Genomic DNA, 18,168 nt, shown 5'->3' on the forward strand with positions numbered 1-18,168 from the left:
CGATGGCGTCGGTGAGAAGTTCGGTCCAGTTCATGCAATATCTCCCCTGGCGGATGTGGCGGATCTCGCGCGAACCCAGAGATCACATGATAAGCACGCAAGCCTCAGAAGTCCGCGATCTCGTCGATCAGCGCCGGATCGCCGACGAAGGGGTTGGGGATCTTGGCCCGGCCCCGGGGCGTGATCATGATGTTCGCGGGCTTGATGTCGCGGTGGATGATGCCGCGCGCGTGGGCCTCTTGCCGGCCGGAGGCGACCTGGGTGATCAGATCGACCGCCTTGTCCGTGGATTGGGGACCGGCCTCGATCAACTCCTTCAGGGTCGTGCCGGGGACGTACTCCATGGCGATGAAGGTCTGTCCGTCGACCTCGTCGACCTCATGGACGGTGCATATGTTGGGATGCGACAGAGCCGCCGCGGCGCGGGCCTCGCGCAGGAAGCGGGCGCGATCCGCTTCGGAACCGGCAGCATGGCGGGTGAGGAACTTGAGGGCCACGAAGCGGTCGAGTTTCGTGTCCTGCGCCCTGTAGACGACGCCCATCCCGCCCTCGCCGAGCTTCTCGTCGATGCGGTAATGGGAGATGGTCTCGCCTATCACGTCGCCCCCCGGTGAGCGGATCTCCTTGGGCCTGCAATGACATCTCGATCACGATACGATCTCTCGCTCGCGGTTCATACAGATAAGTGACCGAGGGCGCCCCGCGACCGCCCATGCCAGCCGGGCCCGACGCTGTCGTTTTCCGTTCCACATTGCGACGCGAGACATCGGACGCATCGACCTTGCGGAACGAGCGAACCGGAACAGACAGGGGACCCGGGCGGCCCGGGTCCCCTGGATAACATGATATGGCCTCGTAGTTTGTTACCTGTACAGGGTCTTGACCTGACCCCAGGTCGCATCCTCGTTGGCCACGGTGCCGAGATCCTCGAAGCAGATGTCCGCCCACTCGACCAGCACGAAGCCGTCGGGATCGCCTTCCTGCAGGGTGTGCAGGAAGTAGCCGCCGGCCTGCGCATCGTTGAGAATGCCCCACACGCCGTAGGGCGGATCCTCCGCGGGGTTGCCCTCGTCGAAGGCCAGCTGACCGCTGCTGTAGGGCGTGCCGCCCATCACCAGCGTGTACTCGACGGTACCGGGGTTGGTCGACGAGAGCATGTTGGGCAGGTACGTGATCTCCATGTGCACGGTCACGCCCAGGGTGTAGGTGAGGCCGTGCTCGACCGTGAACGAGTAGAAGGGCAGGCGGCCGCCCCAGCAGGAGATCTCGCCGGTGTTCGCATTGCACATGAACACGCCGTCAACGGCCTGGGACCACCAGGGCGAGAGGTTGAGCCCCGCCTCGCCCGAGCCGGTGCCGGAGATGGTCAGATCGGCGCAGAAGCGGAAACCGTCGCCGTTGGCGAAGTTCTGGGCGACGCCGCCCTGGGCGAAGCGCCAGTTGTGACGACTGCCCCAGCCCGCGCCGCAGAACTGCTTCTGCTCGTGGATGGAGACCATCGTCGCGTAGTTGTTGACGCTCGTGATGACCGAGGTCGGGCAGTCGTTCCAGATCCGCTCGGTGATGATGGCGCCGTCGGGGATGTCGGTCGCCAGGGCCGTGGTCGTACCGACCAGCAGCAGCGCCGACATAAGCAGCAAAGTGATCGTTTTCATGTCTAATCTCCCGTTGTTATGCGTTTGCTGTCCTGTCATTCAGTGTCCGTCTCTCGTTGGTCCTCACCTCCTCGCCAGACGTGCCCCGGTGCGCTTCTCCCTTCAGCGCACCAGGATGCAGCGTTTCCAGATCTTTCCCGGTCGGGATTCCAGGGAATAGAAGTAGACACCGCTGGGCAGCCCCTCGAAATCGAAGGTGACCTGGTGCCTCCCTTTATCCTGATTCTGGTCCACATAGGTGCGGACCAGGCGTCCCCGCGCATCGTACAGGCTCAATCTCGCCGGACCCGACTCCGACAGCCTGTAGGCGACGGTAGTCGTGCCACGGCAAGGGTTCGGGGAGTTCTGCTGGAGAACGGTCTCCCCGATGTCCGCGTCCCCGGCGGAAACGGCAGTGGCCGCCGTGAAGCCCGCGCGCTGCAGTCCCCGCACGACGTCGGCATTGCCGCCCACGCGCTCCCAGACGGCGCCGTTGAGATGGTTCTCGATCATCATGATGATGGGCCCCTGGTCGATGCCCAGGTAGTCGCTTGCCCACCAGAACCGGCTCAGGTTGAAGGCGTCCTTGAAGCCGTAGTTGCCCCAGAGGGCGATGCCGAAGACGTCATAGAAATGATGCAGCGTCGGGATGACGATCTCCGGCGCGAAGGCGATCGACGCGGCCGCCGCCGTGGGCGTGATCGTGCCGTTGTCGCTCTGGCCCGGCGGCGCGCCGTGGGCCACGTAACCGTCGGGATCGATGGACGCCGTGAGCCCCCAGACGTCCCCGTCGTAGCCGACCCAGCCGCCCGGGTTGGCGATGCAGTACTCGCGCGCCGCGAGGGTCGCGCGCCGCGAGTTCTCGAAGTAGGTGATCCCCTTGTCGCGCATGTAGTCGTCCTGGATGTGCCGGAAGTCGATCCAGCAGTGGCTGTACTGGTGGCCGAAGAGCGGCGGGAAGATCACGTAGGTCTGTCCGTACTGTTCGCCCCACCAGTAGCCCGACGTCCAGTAGTCCCAGGTCCACTCCGGCACGGGATGGGTGGGAGAGCCCAGGGCGAGGATGTAGAGGATCATGGCCTCGTTGTAGCCGGTCCAGACGCCGTAGTTGGCGAAACCGGTCACCGGGTCCCAGCCCATCCTGATGCGGGTGCCCCCGTCGCGGACGAACTCCCAGTCCACGCGATGGCAGATGGCGTCGGCGAGCTCGCGCAGGTAGGTTTCCCGCACGTCCTCCCCGTCGAAGTACTCCCGCGCGTCTATGATGCCCGCCAGCAGCAGCGCCGTGTCGATGGTCGACAGCTCGCTACCCCAGGTGCGCACGGCCGAGTCCATGTCCAGGAAATGGTAGAAAAGGCCCTGGTAGCCGATCGTGCCGGACTCGCCCGTACCCTGCGGGCCGTTCCAGAAGGTCTCCAGGCCGCGGATGATGCGCTCGCGGGCCAGGTCGCGGGTCACCCAGCCGTGATCGACGCCGATGCAGTAGGCCGAGTAGCCGAAACCGGTCGCCGCGATGCTGCAGGCCGCCCAGCTCTGGCTGCCGTCCTTGATCAGGCCGTTGACGGCGTTGGCCTCCTCCCAGAAGTAGTCGAACGCCGTGTGCTGCAGGGTGTCGAGGAGGGCTTCGGTCGTCAGCGCCCCGGCGGTCCGGACCGGCCCTCCCAGCGCTGCCGCGATCGCCAGGGCCGCCGTCGCGGTGATGAGCGTCGCCCTGCCTGCCCCGTCACCGATCATTCGTCTCTTCATGTCGCCACCTCTCACGATGCGTCAGAACTCAATGACGAAGGTCAAACGATGCGTCCCTTCCAGGTACGCATGGCTCGCCCACGCGTAGTCGAACTGGTACGTGTTGGCGCCGAGGTCGCCCCCGAGCCCGAAGCCCGCCGTCAGGCCCTGCTGCGAGTTTTCCTGGAAGAGGGTCTGGTAGCCCAGGCGGAGCGAGAACAGATCGTGCCAGCACCACTCGACGCCCAGGTTCGCGCTCTCGGAGTTGTCGTTGGGGTGGAGGGCGTCGACGACCACCAGGAAGCTGTTGTCGTCGTCCAGGACGTAGGGCAACGCCACGCCCAGGCGGAACAGGATCGGTACCGGGAAACGGTCGGTGGACTGCTCGCCGGGCAGGGAGCTGTTGTCGCCGTGGACATCCGGATCCTCGTCGTACTGGATGGCCAGGTCACGGCCGGTGTATTGCCCCTGGGTGCCCAGGTTCGACAGGCAGAAGCCGATGCTCGCGCCGCCCGAGGACAGGCGGTAATGCGTGCCCGCGTTGAAGGTCAGCATCTGGCTGGTCGTGTGCCAGATGCGCTCGCTGACGAAGTTGGTCTGGATCCCCGCCGAGAAGCGGCTGGTGATCCGGCGCCCGTAGCCCAGGCCCAGGGCGACGTCGCCCACGTTGTACCGCTCGCCGGTGCCCAGGGGATGGTCCACGGTGCGCACGTCGATGTCGCCGGAATTGAGCGCCGTGATGCTGACGAAGACGTTGCTCCCGCCGCCCACCGGCAGCAGGGCCGCCGCGTAGTCGTAGCTGATGTCCGCGAACCAGAAGCTGTGGGTGAACTGGACCTCGGCGGACGTCGGCAGGCCGATCACACCCGTGTTGTAGTAGGCGGTCTCGATGCCTCCGGCGAGACCCACGCCGGCGTTGCCCAGCGCGGCGTGGCGGCCGCTCGGCTCGATGCGCAGGAACTGACCGATGGTGGTCCCGACCTTGGACTGGGCGTGGGCCTGCCCGCCCCAGAGGACCGTCATCGTCAGGATCGCCAGCACAACTCTCTTCATGTCGCTCCTCGCGCTCACTTGATGACCGCGAACTTGCCCGTGTATTCCCGCGCCCCGGCGGTGCGCACGTGGAAGATGTAGAGCCCGGGCGCCACGTCCAGGTTGTCCCTGGTCCGCAGGTCCCAGGCCACATAGCCTTCCATGGAGCCATCGTGCCGCAGTATCTGCACCAGTTCGCCGCGCACGTTGTAGATGCGGATCACGCAGCTCGCGGGCAGGCCCCGGAACTCGAGACGGCGCTCGCCGCGCCCGGAGGTCGCGTACCGCTCTGGTTCGAAGCTGGCCGAGCCGATGTACGGGTTCGGCACGACGTAGGGCGCGAGCTCGCCCTCGGCCGCGGCCTGGTCCAGGCGGGCCCCCGAGGTGGTGAAGACGAAGACATCGTCCGCCCCGAAGGGGCGCGTCAGGCGCAGCGTGTAGTCGTCGCCGCTCGCCGGGGGCTGCGTCGGCGCGGGCGTTTCGCCAGACAGTCGGAAGCGCCAGGTCGCCCAGGGCACGCCCGGCTGTTCATCCAGGTACGTCACCACGTCCACCACGTCGTCGGGGCCGCTGATGGTCCCGTTGCCGTCCACGTCCCGGAAACGGAAGTCCATGGGCGTCTCGCCATCGTCCGCCAGGGCCGTGACGGTGAACCTGGCCGGCCGCGCCGGCCAGAAGGCCATGGCGATGGAGGTGTCGACGACGGTATCCGCGAAACGGATGACGATGTCGTCGGGGAAGCCGGGCCGCAGGCGGTTGATGGGCAGGACGTACTGGTAGATGGCCGAAAGCCGCGCGTCGGTGCCGCTGTCGGCCGTGAAGCCCGAGTTCACGTCGTCGGGACCGACGACCGGCGGCGTCGCGACCACCGGCAGCAGACCGGCGCCCACTGAGCCGATCCCCTGGCCGTCGAGATCCCGGCCCTCATCGAACACCACCTCCCCGGTGGCGTTGTCGGTCAGGGCGTAGCTCACGGCGCGCAGGCTGTCGGGCGACGGCGTGGCGAACGTGATCTTGAATTCGTGTCCATCGGGAACGATGTCCGAATTCACGACCTCGACGAGGATGTTTCCGGATCCGCGACCGGCCACCTGCGTGGCCGTGTCCGCTCTGGCGGGCACGTACCCCAGTGCGCGGGGATTGGGCCGCACGGCCACCACGTTGGGCGGCAGTACGAGCCCGCCTCGCGGGGTCCGCGAGGGCGCGATGGCGTTCTCCGACGGGTAGAAGTCGAAACTGTCGGAGCCGTAGTCGTAGGCCGTGATGGCGTAGTAGTACTGCTGGCCGTTGGTCACGCTGTAGTCGGTCCAGGTGTGGGTGATGCCGCTGTTGGTCCCGAGATAGTATGCGACGCCGTCCACGGTCTGGGTCGAGAAGCCGCTGCGATCGTTGTCCAGGTCGAACTGGGCGATGGGCCGACCGTTGCCGAGCGGGCCGGTGCCCGTGCCGGTGGTGATCACCTGGGGATCGACGAAGTCCGGGTCGGTGGCGCGGTAGATGCGGTAGCCCTCGAAGTCGAACTCGCCGGTGACGGGATCGGCGCCGCGCTCGGCCACGTCGTCCCAGGACATCCGCACGAAGCCGTCGCCGCTCTCGGCCGTCAGTGTCGGCATGGGCGGCGGAACGGCGAAGCGGTAGTTGGCATCGTAGATCCGCTGGACCGTCTGCACGTTGCGGCGCAGCTCCTCCAGGTCGGCGCCGTAGGCCAGGGCCAGGCTGAAGCGTTCGGTCGTGCCGGCCGCCAGCTTGAAGGGCCCGGACGCGAACAGGAAGCCGATGTTGTAGTTGGAGGCCAGCGGCTCTCCGAAACGCACCTCCGGATCCGGATCGGTGAACTGCTCGTACAGGCGCTGGGGCCAGTTGTTGCTGTCGGTGAAGAAGAGGATGCCGTCGGTTTCCTGGTCCGGGTTGCCCGCGCCCGCGCGGATGCGGTTGATCCGGAAGCCGGTCAGTCCGATCTGGTCGGATTCGTTGAGGTCGGTCCCGTCGAAGTTGGGCTCGCCTTCTGTCGGCATGCCGTCGCCCTCGCCGGTGTCGCCTGTGTCCTCCAGGCCGTCGGCGCCCACGTCGTGGCCCTCGGCGGTCCAGTCCAGGTCCTCGTCCCCGGTCCACCATGAACCCGCCACGTAGGCCGGCATCTCCGTCAGGGGCCCGTAGGAGGCCTCGAAACTCGTCAGGTCGTAGTTGGCCGCCACGTAGTCGGCGATGGCCTGCTGGCCCACGATCGGCGCGCCGGGCCCGCCGTCGCGACGCTCGTCCGTGAAGCCGTCCTCGTCGTTGTCGACGCCGTCGTACGGGTTGCCGGGCGTCTCCATGTAGGCGTAGCCCAGGTAGCCGGTACGGGCGCAGGAGCTGTTCAGGTCGCGGCCGTGTCCGTAACGGTCCCAGGTGTAGACCAGGTTGATCACCTGGTCGTCGAAGGTCCGGTCGAAGTATGCGTTGTCATCGTCGGACTCGTAGATGCCGTCGCAACTCAGGGTCGAGCCGCCCACGCCCGAGTCCATGTAGAGGCCGAAGACGATGTTGTCGTCGTAGTCGGTGGTGCCCTCGTTGGTGATGTCGTAGTGCCAGAAGATCACGTTGCGAGCCTGCGGGTTGGCCCACTGGAAGCCGCGCACCTCGATGCGCAGGCCGAGGCCGTTGCGCGTCGAGTCGCGGGCGTCGGGGAAGAAGTTCCAGGCGTCGTAGTAGTCGTCGTCGACGACCATGTAGCTCTCCTGGTCCGCGACGATCAGCTTGCCGAAGTAGCCGTTCCAGCTGGCGGGCCAGCCCGGGTCGTCGGGATCGTCCAGGCGGTCGGGCCACGAATCGGGCCACGTGCGCAGGTCGTTGCTGAGCGCGGGAGAACGGCCGGGGTTCAGCGAGGGATCGGACTGGAAGTAGCCGGGGCGCGGCTCGAAGCGCATGTCGCGATTGTTGTAGGGGCTGATCCCCTGCCGCTCGCGGAAGCCGGTTTCCATGATGTACGACTCCACGCCGTTGGCCTGGACGATCTTCGCCAGCACGAAGGGGGTGATGCCGTCGCTGTAGTTCATGCCGCTGCCCTTGGGCACCTCGGCCGAATGGAAGACGCTCAGGTCGACGCCGACGGGGTCCGCCGGATAGTCGCCCACCATCCCGTAGTTCCAGTAGATCGTGCGCATGTTGTTGGCGTCGTGCTGGCCCGATCGCTCGTAGTTGTGGCGTCCCCTCTGCTCGATCGGAACAGGCGTGGGGACGTCGGCGACCGCAGCCAGGGCGAACGCCAGCGCCGCCAGGGCCGCCGCCGGCACCACCGACCGCATCCGCGCCCGCGTCCTGGTATCCTGGCTCTGCATCCTTTCATGCCTCCGTAGCCGTCTCATGACGCCCCTCCCCAGATCCTCACGCCGATCTCGATCCGGCGCGGCGGAAAGAACCAGGTCGGATTCGCGAGCGAGGCGCGGTCCACCTCGGGAAACCGCGAGTAGTAGGGACTGCCCGTGTCGGAATAGATGTTGCCGTTGAAGTAGCGCGCGTCGAACAGGTTGAAGACGCGGGCGAAGAGATTGGCTCCGGCGCCCAGGTTCTTCTCCATGCGCAGGTCGACGATCATCGCGGCCGGCTTGCGGCCGGAGTTGGTCTCTAGCCCGTGGCCATGGCCGCGTTCGATGACCGGCGTGTAGGGATGGCCGCTGACCAGGCGGAGCACCGAGCTCACGTTGTAGGTGTCGGGCCCGCCGAGCGACGCGGTCAGGTTCAGGGTGTGGCGCTGGTCCCAGTTGAAGGGCACCAGGCGCGGCTGGGCATCCTCGTTGTTGGTGGCCCGCACAAAGGTCTCGTAGGGATCGCTGCTGTTGCCCATGGCCCGCTGCCACGTGTAGTCGAGCGAGACGCTGGCGGGACCGAGGCGCCGATTGTCGAGTCCCAGGGTGATGCCGAAGACGCTGCCGAAGTCGACGTTGGTCAGCCTCGCGTAGGGCACGCCCATGTAGGTGTCGACGAACTCCACGCCCAGCAGATCGCGGATGTCCTTGTAGAAGGCCGTCAGCTCCACGCCGAAGTCCTTGTTGAGGACGTGCTTGTAGCCCACCTCGTACTGGACGGTCTGCTCGGGCCTCACGTCCGGGTTGCCGAGCACGCCGATGCGGCTCTCGGCGCCGGCCTGGAGGTTCGCCACGACGTCGTAGTTCGCGTTGTTGAACATCGTGCCGATGGCCGGGAACTGGCGGAAGTGACCGTAGGCGAAGTGGATCGCGGCGTAGTCCTCGATGGGATAGGCGATGCCGATGCGCGGGGAGACCGACACCTTGGTGCTCGCGTCCACGGGATACGAGAGGGGCGCCCCCTCGATGGCGTTCGCCGGATTGGCGAGATCGCTGGGGACCGTCGCGCGCGCGTCGAAGTACTCGAGGCGCATCCCCACGCGCACGGTAATGTCGGGATACTCCATCTGATCCTGCACGTAGGCGGCGCCCATCACCGGGCGGTAGGTCTGCACGGGCAGGTAGGAGGGCGGATAGTCGATGTAGCGCGTCAGGTGCTCGACCACCTGCCCGTCCACGCTGTCGCTGGTGAAGACCAGGTGGCCGGGCGTGCCGAACGCGACCTTCGGCGCGCTGACCTCGACGCCCGTCTTGACCTGGTGCTCGTGCGAGACCTGGCTGACCACCGACCCCTTGAAGACCCAGTCGTCGGTCCGCTGGAAGAAACGGGTGAAGTCGTAGCCCTCGACGACGGCCCCGAGCTCGTAGTTCTCTGTGCCCTGGGCGGCGCCCGCCGAATCGTAGCGGGCGTCGTAGACGTCGGAGAAGGCGAAGTCCTCGTACTTGACATAGTTCTCGCGAAGGCTCAGGTCCATGAACGTGGCCTCGCCGAAGGCGTGGGTCACGTCCAGGCCGTGGGAGATGGAGAAGCGCTCCTGCTTGGAGAGCCCGTCGGGATTGAGGCGGTAGCCCCAGTCGGTCCGGCGGCTCCGGTTGAAGCCGGCCAGCGCCTGGTAGTTGAGCTTGGTGTTCCCGAGCGAGGTGTTGGTCAACTTGACCACGCCGCTCCATTCCTTGTTGTAGCCCAGCGGCACGGACGCGCCGTCGCCGGTCGGATTGAAGTCCAGCGTCGCGAAGGAGTTGTTGTCGGTGGGCAGGAAGAGCCGCTCGGCGTAGATGTAGTCGTTGAAGACGTAGCGCCGGCCGCTCACCAGGAAGACCGTGTCGGACAGCGGCGCGGGTCCGCTGGCCGAGATCTGGTAGTTCTGGATTCCCGTGGGGCGGATCTCGTCGTCGATGCGCCGGGCCTCGGCGCGGCCGGGAAAGACGAAGCCGCCGGCAAAGGCCTCGCCGCTCCAGGCGAAGTCCTCTGTGCCCTGCTTCAGCACCGCGTTGACGACGCCGCTCATGGCCTGGCCGTACTCCGCATCGAAGGTGCCGCTGATGACCTGCACCTCCTGCAGCAGCGACCGGTCGACGGTGACCGTGGACTCGTTGTTGAAGGCGTTGTTGACGCTGACGCCGTCCACCTGGTACTGGACCTCGCCCGTGCGGCCGCCGCGGAAGTGCCCGTCGACCACGCCCGCCTGGAGGTTGACCACGTCGTCGAGACCCTGGACCGGAAGCGCTTCGATGTCCTTGTGGGTCAGGGTGGCCTGGGAGCTTGTCAGGCCCAGCTCCACCGGGGGGCGTTCGGCGGTGATGACGACCTCGGCGGTCTGGAGCGTCGTCTCGCCCATCCTGACGTCCTGGCGCGTCGTGCGGTCGGAGGTCACCCGGACGTCGCGGATCAGCACCGACTCGAAGCCGAGGCGGCCGATTTTCAGGTCGTAGACGCCGGGCGAGACGTTGAGGATGCTGTACTCGCCCTCGGCGTCGGCGTAGGCGCCCAGGCGCGTGCCGACCAGGACTATGGTGGCGGCCGTGACCGGCTGGCCGGCGTCGTCGACGACGCGTCCCGCGATGCGGCCGGTCGTGCCGCCGAACGCCGGAAGCGGCGCCAGCGCACAGCACAGGGCGAACGCAACCAGAGGAACGGCGGCGATCCAACGGCCGGCTGTTGTCCAGGCGGGACGACTCACGTCAACTCATCCTCCGTGGTTTCGGCGCCGGCGGCTCCGGGCTGGGCCGCTCCGCCGGCGCCGTCCGGGTCACTTCAGATAGATCGTCTTGCCGCGCAGGGCTGTGCGCTCCGCGCCGCTTTCCGGATCCACCAGCCGCAGCTGGTAGAGATAGAGACCGGCGGCGTGATCGTCGCCCTCGAACAGGGGGATCTGGAACTCGCCCCGCCCCTGGGCGCCCAGGGATCGGCGCTCCACCAGGCGTCCCCTCAGGTCGTAGACCTCGACCGTCACCAGGCTGCGCTCGGGCAGCGCGTACATGATCAGCGGCCGCGAGGTCGCGTTCCGGGACTGGGTCGTGGTCGCATGGTCGGGCCCTGCGCCGCCGTCATCGACGGGCACGCCGCCGTCGGTGTCAAAATGGGCCCAGGCGGGACAGCAGTTGCCGTCATACTCCCGGAACCACCAGGTGCGCGTGCCGTAGCTGTCGGTGAAGGGCGTGAAGGAATCGCCGTCCAGCAGGGTGACGCCGGGGAAGAACACGCCGTCCCCGAGTCCGGACGGATAGCCGAGCGCCGTGAGGTCGACGGCCAGCTCGGCGGTGAAACCGGTGTCGGGTTCGACGCCCAGGGTGTCTACCGTGGTGCCGGCCATCAGCGACAGGGCGATCTCGGCGGTGGACTCGACGACCATGCTGGCGAGGTAGTTCTGGGGCACGGCCGTGCCGTCGGCCCCCACCTGGAACGCCAGGCGACGGCTCAGCAGGTTGTTGTCGCTGTGGCGGACCTCGCGGTCGTCGATCGTGACCAGGAATCCGTCCCAACGGCTGAAGTCGGCATCGTACTGGACCACCAAGTCGCGCGACTCGAAGCCCATGTACAGCATGTCGCCGTTGACGAACATGCTGACGGTGGCGTCGGCCGGATCGAGCACGTAGGCCGTGCTCCCGTTCACGATTGGCTGGTACTGGCCGGCGCGGAAGGACCCGACGCCCGGGTAGGTCTCGCGCAGGGCGTCATCATCCCAGCGGATGTCGAAGGAGTAGACCTCGGCGTCGCTCCAGACGGCATCGTCGAGCATGCCGTCGATCACCGGCACGGCGTCTATCTCGTTGATCACGAGCTCGGGCGCGATGACGGGCACCGGGCCGGAGGCCGTCGTCACGTCCGGGCGGGCGAAGATGCGCACCTCGTCGTACCAGACGTTGTTGCCCCAGGGGCCCTGCCACCAGACGCGGTTCGAGCAGAAGTTCAGCGGATCCAGGGGCCAGAACCAGTCGGTGTCGTAGACGGAGATGTTCCACTCGATGACGTCGCCCGCGGGCTGGGTCACGTCGTAGCCCATGACCCCCAGGTCGAAGCGCATTTCCACCGTGTAGCCGGTATCGACGGTCGCGTCGTCGTTCTGGAGGCCGTCGACGACCGTGACGGCGTCCCAGGCGGCGATCTGCTCGGGGGTGCGGGGATCCGTCGGCGGCCAGGCGTTGCCCCAGCGGCCGAGGAACGAGGGCATCCGCGTCGTCGGCTGCGGGTCGGTCGTCTCGGGGTACCACCAGCTGTAGAGGTACTCGGACACCGGCTTGGGATGTCCGAGGTCGGCGTGATCCTTGAGGCCCATGAGGAAGCCGTCGAAGCGATTGAACTCCAGCGAGCCGCCGATCGACTGGTCGTTCACCACGGCGCCCAGGTAGAGCTGGTTCTCGCGGACCAGGAACTTCAGCGTGGCGTAGGTCGGATCGACGGGGGGCCAGCCGGCCTCCATCTTCCAGCCGCTGCCGGGGATGCCGGCGTCCACGCCGAACTCTATGATCTTCGTCTCGGCCGCGGCCCATGCCGCCTCGTCCAGGACGCCGTCGAGGGTGATGACGTCCGTCGTGGTCCTGGCCCAGATGGCGTCTTCGCGGGCGGCCTGTCCGTAGGCCAGCGCAGACGACATGCAGACCATCGCCATCAGCATCGCGATCATCTTGCGTTTCATTTCCAACCTCCGGGGTTTTTCTTCGCTCTCGCCCTGGGGCTTCACGAATGTCGTTTCATGTCGACCTTGGCGTTTGCATCGACGGGATCCGCGGCCCGCGCCCCGCAGGAGCGGCGGACCTTCAGGACCACGTCGATCGTCTGGACGGTCACCTTGGCGCCGTCCGTATCCGTCAGTGTGTTCAGCATCAACCGCACGGCCTTCTGGCCCAGCGCGAAGGCGTCCACGTGCACCGTGGTCAGGGGCGGGCTCATGTACTGGGCCATGGCGATATTGTCGAATCCAACCACGGCCATGTCGCGGGGCACGGACACGCCCGCGTTGTTCAGGGCACTCATCAGCCCGATGGCCGTGCTGTCGTTGGCCGCGAAGACGGCCGTCGGCCGGGGCCGGTGCGAGAGCAGCGACGCGGCCGCCAGATAGCCGGACGATTCGCGGAAATCCCCCTGCACGACCAATTCGTCCCGCGGTTCGATCCCCGCCTCCGCCAGCCCGCGACGATAGCCGCGCAGGCGCTCATCGGCGTCCACGTTGCCCGCCGGGCCCGCGACCATGGCGATCTCCCGGTGCCCCAGCCCGACCAGGTGCGCCACGGCGGCGCGTGCACCCGAGAAGCTGGCGATGGAAACGGAGCTGCAGCCGTCCACGGCGAAGGGAGGATTGACGAGGATGACCGGCAGGTGGTCGCGGATCTTGGCGATGATCTCCACGGTGAGGTTGTCGGGAGCCATCATGATCAGTCCATCTATGCGGCCGCGCATGGCGCGCGTGGCCGTCAATACGTCCTCGACGTTGGCGTGGGAGCTGGAGATGAGCGTCTGGTACTTCTCGTGCCTGGCGAGCTGATCGATGCCGCGGATGACTTCCGAGAAGAATTCGCCGTAGAGATCGGGGAGCAGGACGCCGAGGGTGTTGGAGCGGCTGGTGGTCAGGCTGCGGGCGGCGCCGTTGGGCCAGTAGTCCAGTTCAGAGGCGGCTGTCCAGACGCGTTGCGCCTTGTCCTCGTTGACCGCCGCGTTACCGTTGAAAACGCGGGATACGGTGGCGATGGAGACGCCGGCTATCCTGGCTACATCTCTGATGGTAGACATCGATCGCCCCCCGGATTCGCCTCCTGCGTTACCGGCCGCGACAGGCGGCACTTGCACGTTGATTTCAAAACCATGTAAACGGTTTCATAAATGTGCTCCCCTGTCAACCCTGATTTGACAATTCGCACGAAATACCCTAAAAGTTGCGCTATCTCGACACGATCCGGGCTACCCCGGACGGATCGTGAATCGAAGTGACGAGGCGGCGATTCGTGGATCATCCGGAAAACGGCGGACCACCACGATGATCCCGCCTCGCAGCAGAAGGAACCCGCCCGATGGATGACGCACGTCCGAGCCCCCACGTGATCGAGCTGTCGCGTCCCACGCCTTCGAGCCGGATCCTGGCCGGCGGCGGACACCTCACCCTGATCACCGCCAACGGGGCCGGTTTCACGTCCGGCAGAGGCGTTCTCCTGACGAAATGGTCGGGCGACGCCACCCTTGATTCTGATGGATTATTCGTTTATGTCAGAGATCGGGAGGTTTTCGAACACTGGATCCCCGGTCGTCCGGCGAGCGGCGACGGCGGCCGGATCAAGTCGGTCTGGGAACCGGGCGTCTTCACCCTCGAGCAGGAGCACGCCGGTCTGATGGCGCGTCTGGAGATCTGCATCGATCCGCACGGCGGCGAGCTGCGGCGCGTGATCTTGACCAACCGCTCCGGGCGTCGCCGCTGGCTGGACCTGACCACCGCCGCGGAAATCGCCCTCGACGATCCGGCGGCCTACGCCAGGCACCCCGTGTTCTCGAACCTCTTCCTGCAGACGGAATACGTCCCGCAGGAGCGCGCCCTGCTGGTCAGCCGGCGGCCGCGGGGGAGCGACGAAGCCTGTCCCTGGCTGATCCACGCGCTCCTGACCGGCGGCTTGCCCGAATACGAGACGGATCGCTGCCGTTTCATCGGGCGCGGCGGGCGTCTCGTCTCGCCGTGGAGCATGCCCACCGCCGCGCCCCTGACGGGAACCGTGGGCAACGTCCTGGACCCTCTGGTCGCCCTGCGGCTGACGATCACCCTCGACGCCGGTGAGAGCGCCGGCGCCGTCTTCCTGCTGGGCGCCGCGTCCGATCGCGAGGCCGCCCTGGGTATGGCTCGCGCATGCGTCGGCGAGCGAGGGATCCGCGACGCCTTCGCGAGAGCCCGCGAGACCGCCAGGTGCGATCTCGACGACCGCGGGCTGACCGCTTCCGAAGCAGCGTACCTGCAGGATCTGGCCGGCGCGATGCTGTACGCCGACCCCCGCCTGCGCGCCGGGCCGGAAACGCGCGCCCGGGCGCGCGGATCCGTCTCCGACCTCGGCCGCTACGGGCTCGCGCCGGATCGCGTCCTGGCGGTCCTGCACGTCGACGGCGACGCGGGCCGCGGACTGCGGCCGGCCGTACGGAGCGCAGCCCGCTACTGGCGTGATCTGGGCCTGGACATCGACGTGATCGAGATCGCCGACGACGCCGACCGGGTCGTCGCCGAGGACGGCGTCACGGTTCTTCCCGCGGGCGCGCTGTCCGCGCAGGAGCGTGATCTCATCGACGCCCACGCCCGTCTGGTGATCCGCGATCGTCTGCCGGAACTGGCCGGACTGGCGCAATCGGCGCAAGCGGCGCGGCCCCGCCCGCGCCAGGCGCCCCTGCCCGCCGCCGACGGCGGTCTTCCCGATCCGGCCGAGGCGCTACAGCACTGGAACGGCTTCGGGGGCTTCAACGCGGCAGGTGACGAATACGCGATCCACCTCACGCACGACAGTGGCGGCGGACTCGTCCTGCCGCCGCGCCCGTGGATCAACGTGATCGCCAATGCGACGTTCGGCTTCCTCGTCAGCGAGACCGGCGCAGGTTCGGTATGGAGCGTCAACAGCCGAGAGCGGCGGCTCACGCCCTGGGCGAACGATACGGTGGGCGATCCCCACGACGAATCCTTCTTCATACGCGACGAGGACGACGGCGTCTACTGGTCCTGCCTGCCCGGCCCCCGCCCCGGCGACGGCGACTACGAAATGCGCCACGGCTTCGGTTACAGCCGCTGCCGACACGAGAGCCGCGCCCTGGCCGCGGACGTCCTCATGTTCGTCGCCCGCGATAAGCCCGTGCGCTTCGTCCGCATCGGCCTTGCCAACCGCGGACGGTTCCCGCGCCGGGTATCCGTCTTCGCCCACAGCCGTCTGGTCCTGGGCGACGGGCCGGCCGGCGACGGCCGCCATATCGTCACCGAATGCGGCGACGGCGACGGCATCCTCTTCGCCTGCAACCGCCTGGCCGGCCGCCACGCCGAAAGGGTCGCCTTCGGCGCCGCGGTCGCGCCGGACGGCGCCGGCCGCGTGCGCAGCTGCGCGGATCGTGCCGCCTTCCTCGGCCCGGTCGGCGACCCGTCCGCGCCGTCGGTCCTGGTCGCCGGGGATCTGCCGGGCCGCGTCGGCGCCTCGCTCGATCCCTGCTTCTCCCACCAGATCACGCTGGAGCTGAAGCCGGGCGTCGAAACCGAGGTGGTCTTTCTGCTGGGCGACGCGGAGGATGCGTCGGCAGCCCGGACGCTGGTCGCGGCCTGCGCCGAGCCAGGCGTCTGGCGCCGCGAACGCGACGCGGCGCTGGGCTTCTGGCGCGACACCCTCTCGGCCGTGAGAATCGAGACCCCGTCGCCGACGCTGGACCTGCTCTGCAACGGCTGGCTGACCTATCAGACGCTCGGCTGCCGGATCTGGGGGCGCACGGCCCTGTACCAGTCCGGCGGCGCCTTCGGCTTCCGCGACCAGCTGCAGGACGCTTCCTCCCTCGCGCCGATCCGACCGGACCTGGTGCGCCGGCAGATCATGCTTCACGCCGGCCACCAGTTCAGCGAAGGCGACGTGCTCCACTGGTGGCACCCGCCCGACGGCCGCGGACTGCGCACCCGCTTCGCCGACGACCTGCTCTGGTTGCCGCTGCTGGCCGCGGAATACGTGCGCGCGACGGGCGACCGCGGCATCATGTCCGAGAACGCGCCCTTCGTCTCCGGCCGCGCCCTGACCGACGGCGAGGACGAGGCCCTCCTGGACATCGCGCCGACCGGAGGGTCGGCGGACCTCTACGAGCATTGCTGCCGCGCCATCGACCGCTCCCTCGCCGTCGGCGCGCACGGCCTGCCCCTGTTCGGATGCGGCGACTGGAACGACGGCATGAACCGCGTGGGCCGCGAAGGCCGCGGCGAGAGCGTCTGGATGGGTTTCTTCCTCTGCTCCGTGATAGACGCCTTCGCGCCGTTCTGCGGCTCGCGCGGCGACGAAGCGCGCGCCGGCCGCTACCGCGCGCACGCCGCGCGCCTGCGCGAAGCCCTGGAACGCCACGGCTGGGACGGCGAATGGTACCGCCGGGGCTACTACGACGACGGCGCTCCGCTGGGATCCCGTCAGAGCGACGAGTGCCGCATCGACGTCCTGGCCCAGGCGTGGTCCGTACTGTCCGGCGCTGCGCCCCGCCCTCGAGCCGACGCGGCCCTCGACGCCGCGCAGCGGCACCTGGTGGACGAGACGCACGGCCTGATCCGCCTGTTGACGCCGCCGTTCGTCGACACGCCTCGCGACCCGGGCTACATCAAGGGCTATGTGGCCGGCGTCCGGGAGAACGGCGGCCAGTACACCCACGCCGCGCTCTGGTTCGTGCGCGCCCTGGCCGAAGCGGGACGCCGCGAACGGGCGGTGCGCCTGCTGGAGATGATCAATCCCATCCGCCTGTCCGCGACGCCCGAGAGGGTCGCGGTCTACCAGGTGGAGCCCTACGTCGTGGCCGCCGACGTCTACGGCGCGCCGCCCCACCTGGGACGGGGCGGCTGGACCTGGTACACGGGTTCGTCGGGCTGGATGCACCGGGTCGTCCTGGAGTCCATCCTGGGTTTCCGGCTCGACGGAGGCGACGCCTTCATCCTCTCGCCCCGGGTGCCCGACGATTGGCCGCGGTACGCCATCTCCTGGCGCGTGCCGGGCGGGGCGACCCGCTACGAGATCGTCGTGAGCAATCCGCACGGACGGGCGGACCGCGTGACGTCCGCCGCGCTGGACGGCGAGAGCCTGGAGGTCCGCGACGGCGCGGTTCGCGTACCCGTACTGCAGGACGGCCGCGGGCATCGCGTCGAGGTGGTCCTGGGCGCGACGGCCGGGGGCGGCTCGTGAGCGCGCGCGCCAGATTTCCGGAGGGTTTCCTGTGGGGCGCCGCCACCTCCGCCTATCAGGTGGAGGGTTCGCCGCTGGCGGACGGCGCCGGACCGAGCAACTGGCACGTGTTCTCGCACCTGCCCGGACGGACCCACGGCGGCGACACCGGCGACACGGCGAGCGACCACTACCGCCGCTGGCGAGAGGACGTGGCTCTCATGGACGCGCTGGGCCTCAACGCCTACCGCTTCAGCGTGTCATGGAGCCGCGTGCTGCCCTCCGGCCGCGGCGTCGTCAACCGCGCCGGTCTCGACTTCTACGATCGGCTTGTCGACGCCCTGCTCGAGCGCGGCATCGCGCCGAACCTGACGCTCCACCACTGGGATCTGCCGGCCATCCTCGACGAGGCGGGCGGCTGGGCGAACCCCGACGCGGCGTGCTGGTTCGCCGACTACGCGCGCGTCCTGTTCCGCGCTCTCGGCGACCGCGTTCGCCTGTGGGCGACCCTGAACGAGCCCTGGGTCGTGGTCGATGCCGGCTACGTGCACGGCTCCCACGCCCCCGGCCGGCGCGATCCGGCCGCGGCC

10 protein-coding genes are annotated in these 18,168 nt (G+C 68.1%); 2 read left to right on the plus strand and 8 right to left on the minus strand.

The window, feature by feature from the left end; genetic code table 11:
• Nucleotides 1–104 precede the first annotated feature (104 nt).
• From KJ554_05065 to KJ554_05100, 8 genes are all read right to left on the minus strand, one after another.
• Nucleotides 105–599 carry a serine/threonine protein kinase gene (locus tag KJ554_05065; protein MBU0741709.1) on the minus strand — a complete coding sequence of 165 codons (495 nt, stop codon included), beginning with the start codon at nt 597–599 and terminating at the stop codon, nt 105–107.
• A gap of 264 nt (nt 600–863) precedes the next feature.
• On the minus strand, nt 864–1,655 hold the full coding sequence (locus KJ554_05070) for a hypothetical protein (GenBank protein MBU0741710.1): 792 nt from the start codon (nt 1,653–1,655) through the stop codon (nt 864–866).
• A gap of 102 nt (nt 1,656–1,757) precedes the next feature.
• On the minus strand, nt 1,758–3,380 hold the full coding sequence (locus tag KJ554_05075) for a T9SS type A sorting domain-containing protein (protein ID MBU0741711.1): 1,623 nt from the start codon (nt 3,378–3,380) through the stop codon (nt 1,758–1,760).
• A gap of 21 nt (nt 3,381–3,401) precedes the next feature.
• Nucleotides 3,402–4,412, minus strand: a complete 1,011-nt coding sequence (locus KJ554_05080; GenBank protein ID MBU0741712.1) for a PorV/PorQ family protein — start codon at nt 4,410–4,412, stop codon at nt 3,402–3,404.
• Between the two features lie 14 nt (nt 4,413–4,426).
• Nucleotides 4,427–7,708, minus strand: a complete 3,282-nt coding sequence (locus tag KJ554_05085; protein ID MBU0741713.1) for a hypothetical protein — start codon at nt 7,706–7,708, stop codon at nt 4,427–4,429.
• Between the two features lie 23 nt (nt 7,709–7,731).
• A complete protein-coding gene (locus KJ554_05090; GenBank protein ID MBU0741714.1) occupies nt 7,732–10,416 on the minus strand; it encodes a TonB-dependent receptor in 2,685 nt (894 codons plus the stop codon).
• A gap of 69 nt (nt 10,417–10,485) precedes the next feature.
• Nucleotides 10,486–12,372 (minus strand): hypothetical protein, encoded by a 1,887-nt coding sequence (locus KJ554_05095; protein ID MBU0741715.1) that lies wholly within the window; start codon nt 12,370–12,372, stop codon nt 10,486–10,488.
• A 41-nt stretch (nt 12,373–12,413) separates the two neighbouring features.
• A complete protein-coding gene (locus KJ554_05100) occupies nt 12,414–13,463 on the minus strand; it encodes a LacI family transcriptional regulator (GenBank protein ID MBU0741716.1) in 1,050 nt (349 codons plus the stop codon).
• Between the two features lie 278 nt (nt 13,464–13,741).
• Here KJ554_05100 and KJ554_05105 point away from each other — a divergent pair, with 278 nt between their 5' ends.
• Nucleotides 13,742–17,599, plus strand: a complete 3,858-nt coding sequence (locus KJ554_05105) for a glycosyl transferase (protein ID MBU0741717.1) — start codon at nt 13,742–13,744, stop codon at nt 17,597–17,599.
• Nucleotides 17,596–18,168, plus strand: a 573-nt coding sequence (locus KJ554_05110) for a family 1 glycosylhydrolase (protein ID MBU0741718.1), incomplete at its 3' end; no start/stop codon positions are given. The genes KJ554_05105 and KJ554_05110, both read left to right, overlap by 4 nt.

The sequence above is a fragment of the bacterium genome, from assembly GCA_018814885.1.
Taxonomy (GTDB): Bacteria; Krumholzibacteriota; Krumholzibacteriia; order LZORAL124-64-63; family LZORAL124-64-63; genus JAHIYU01.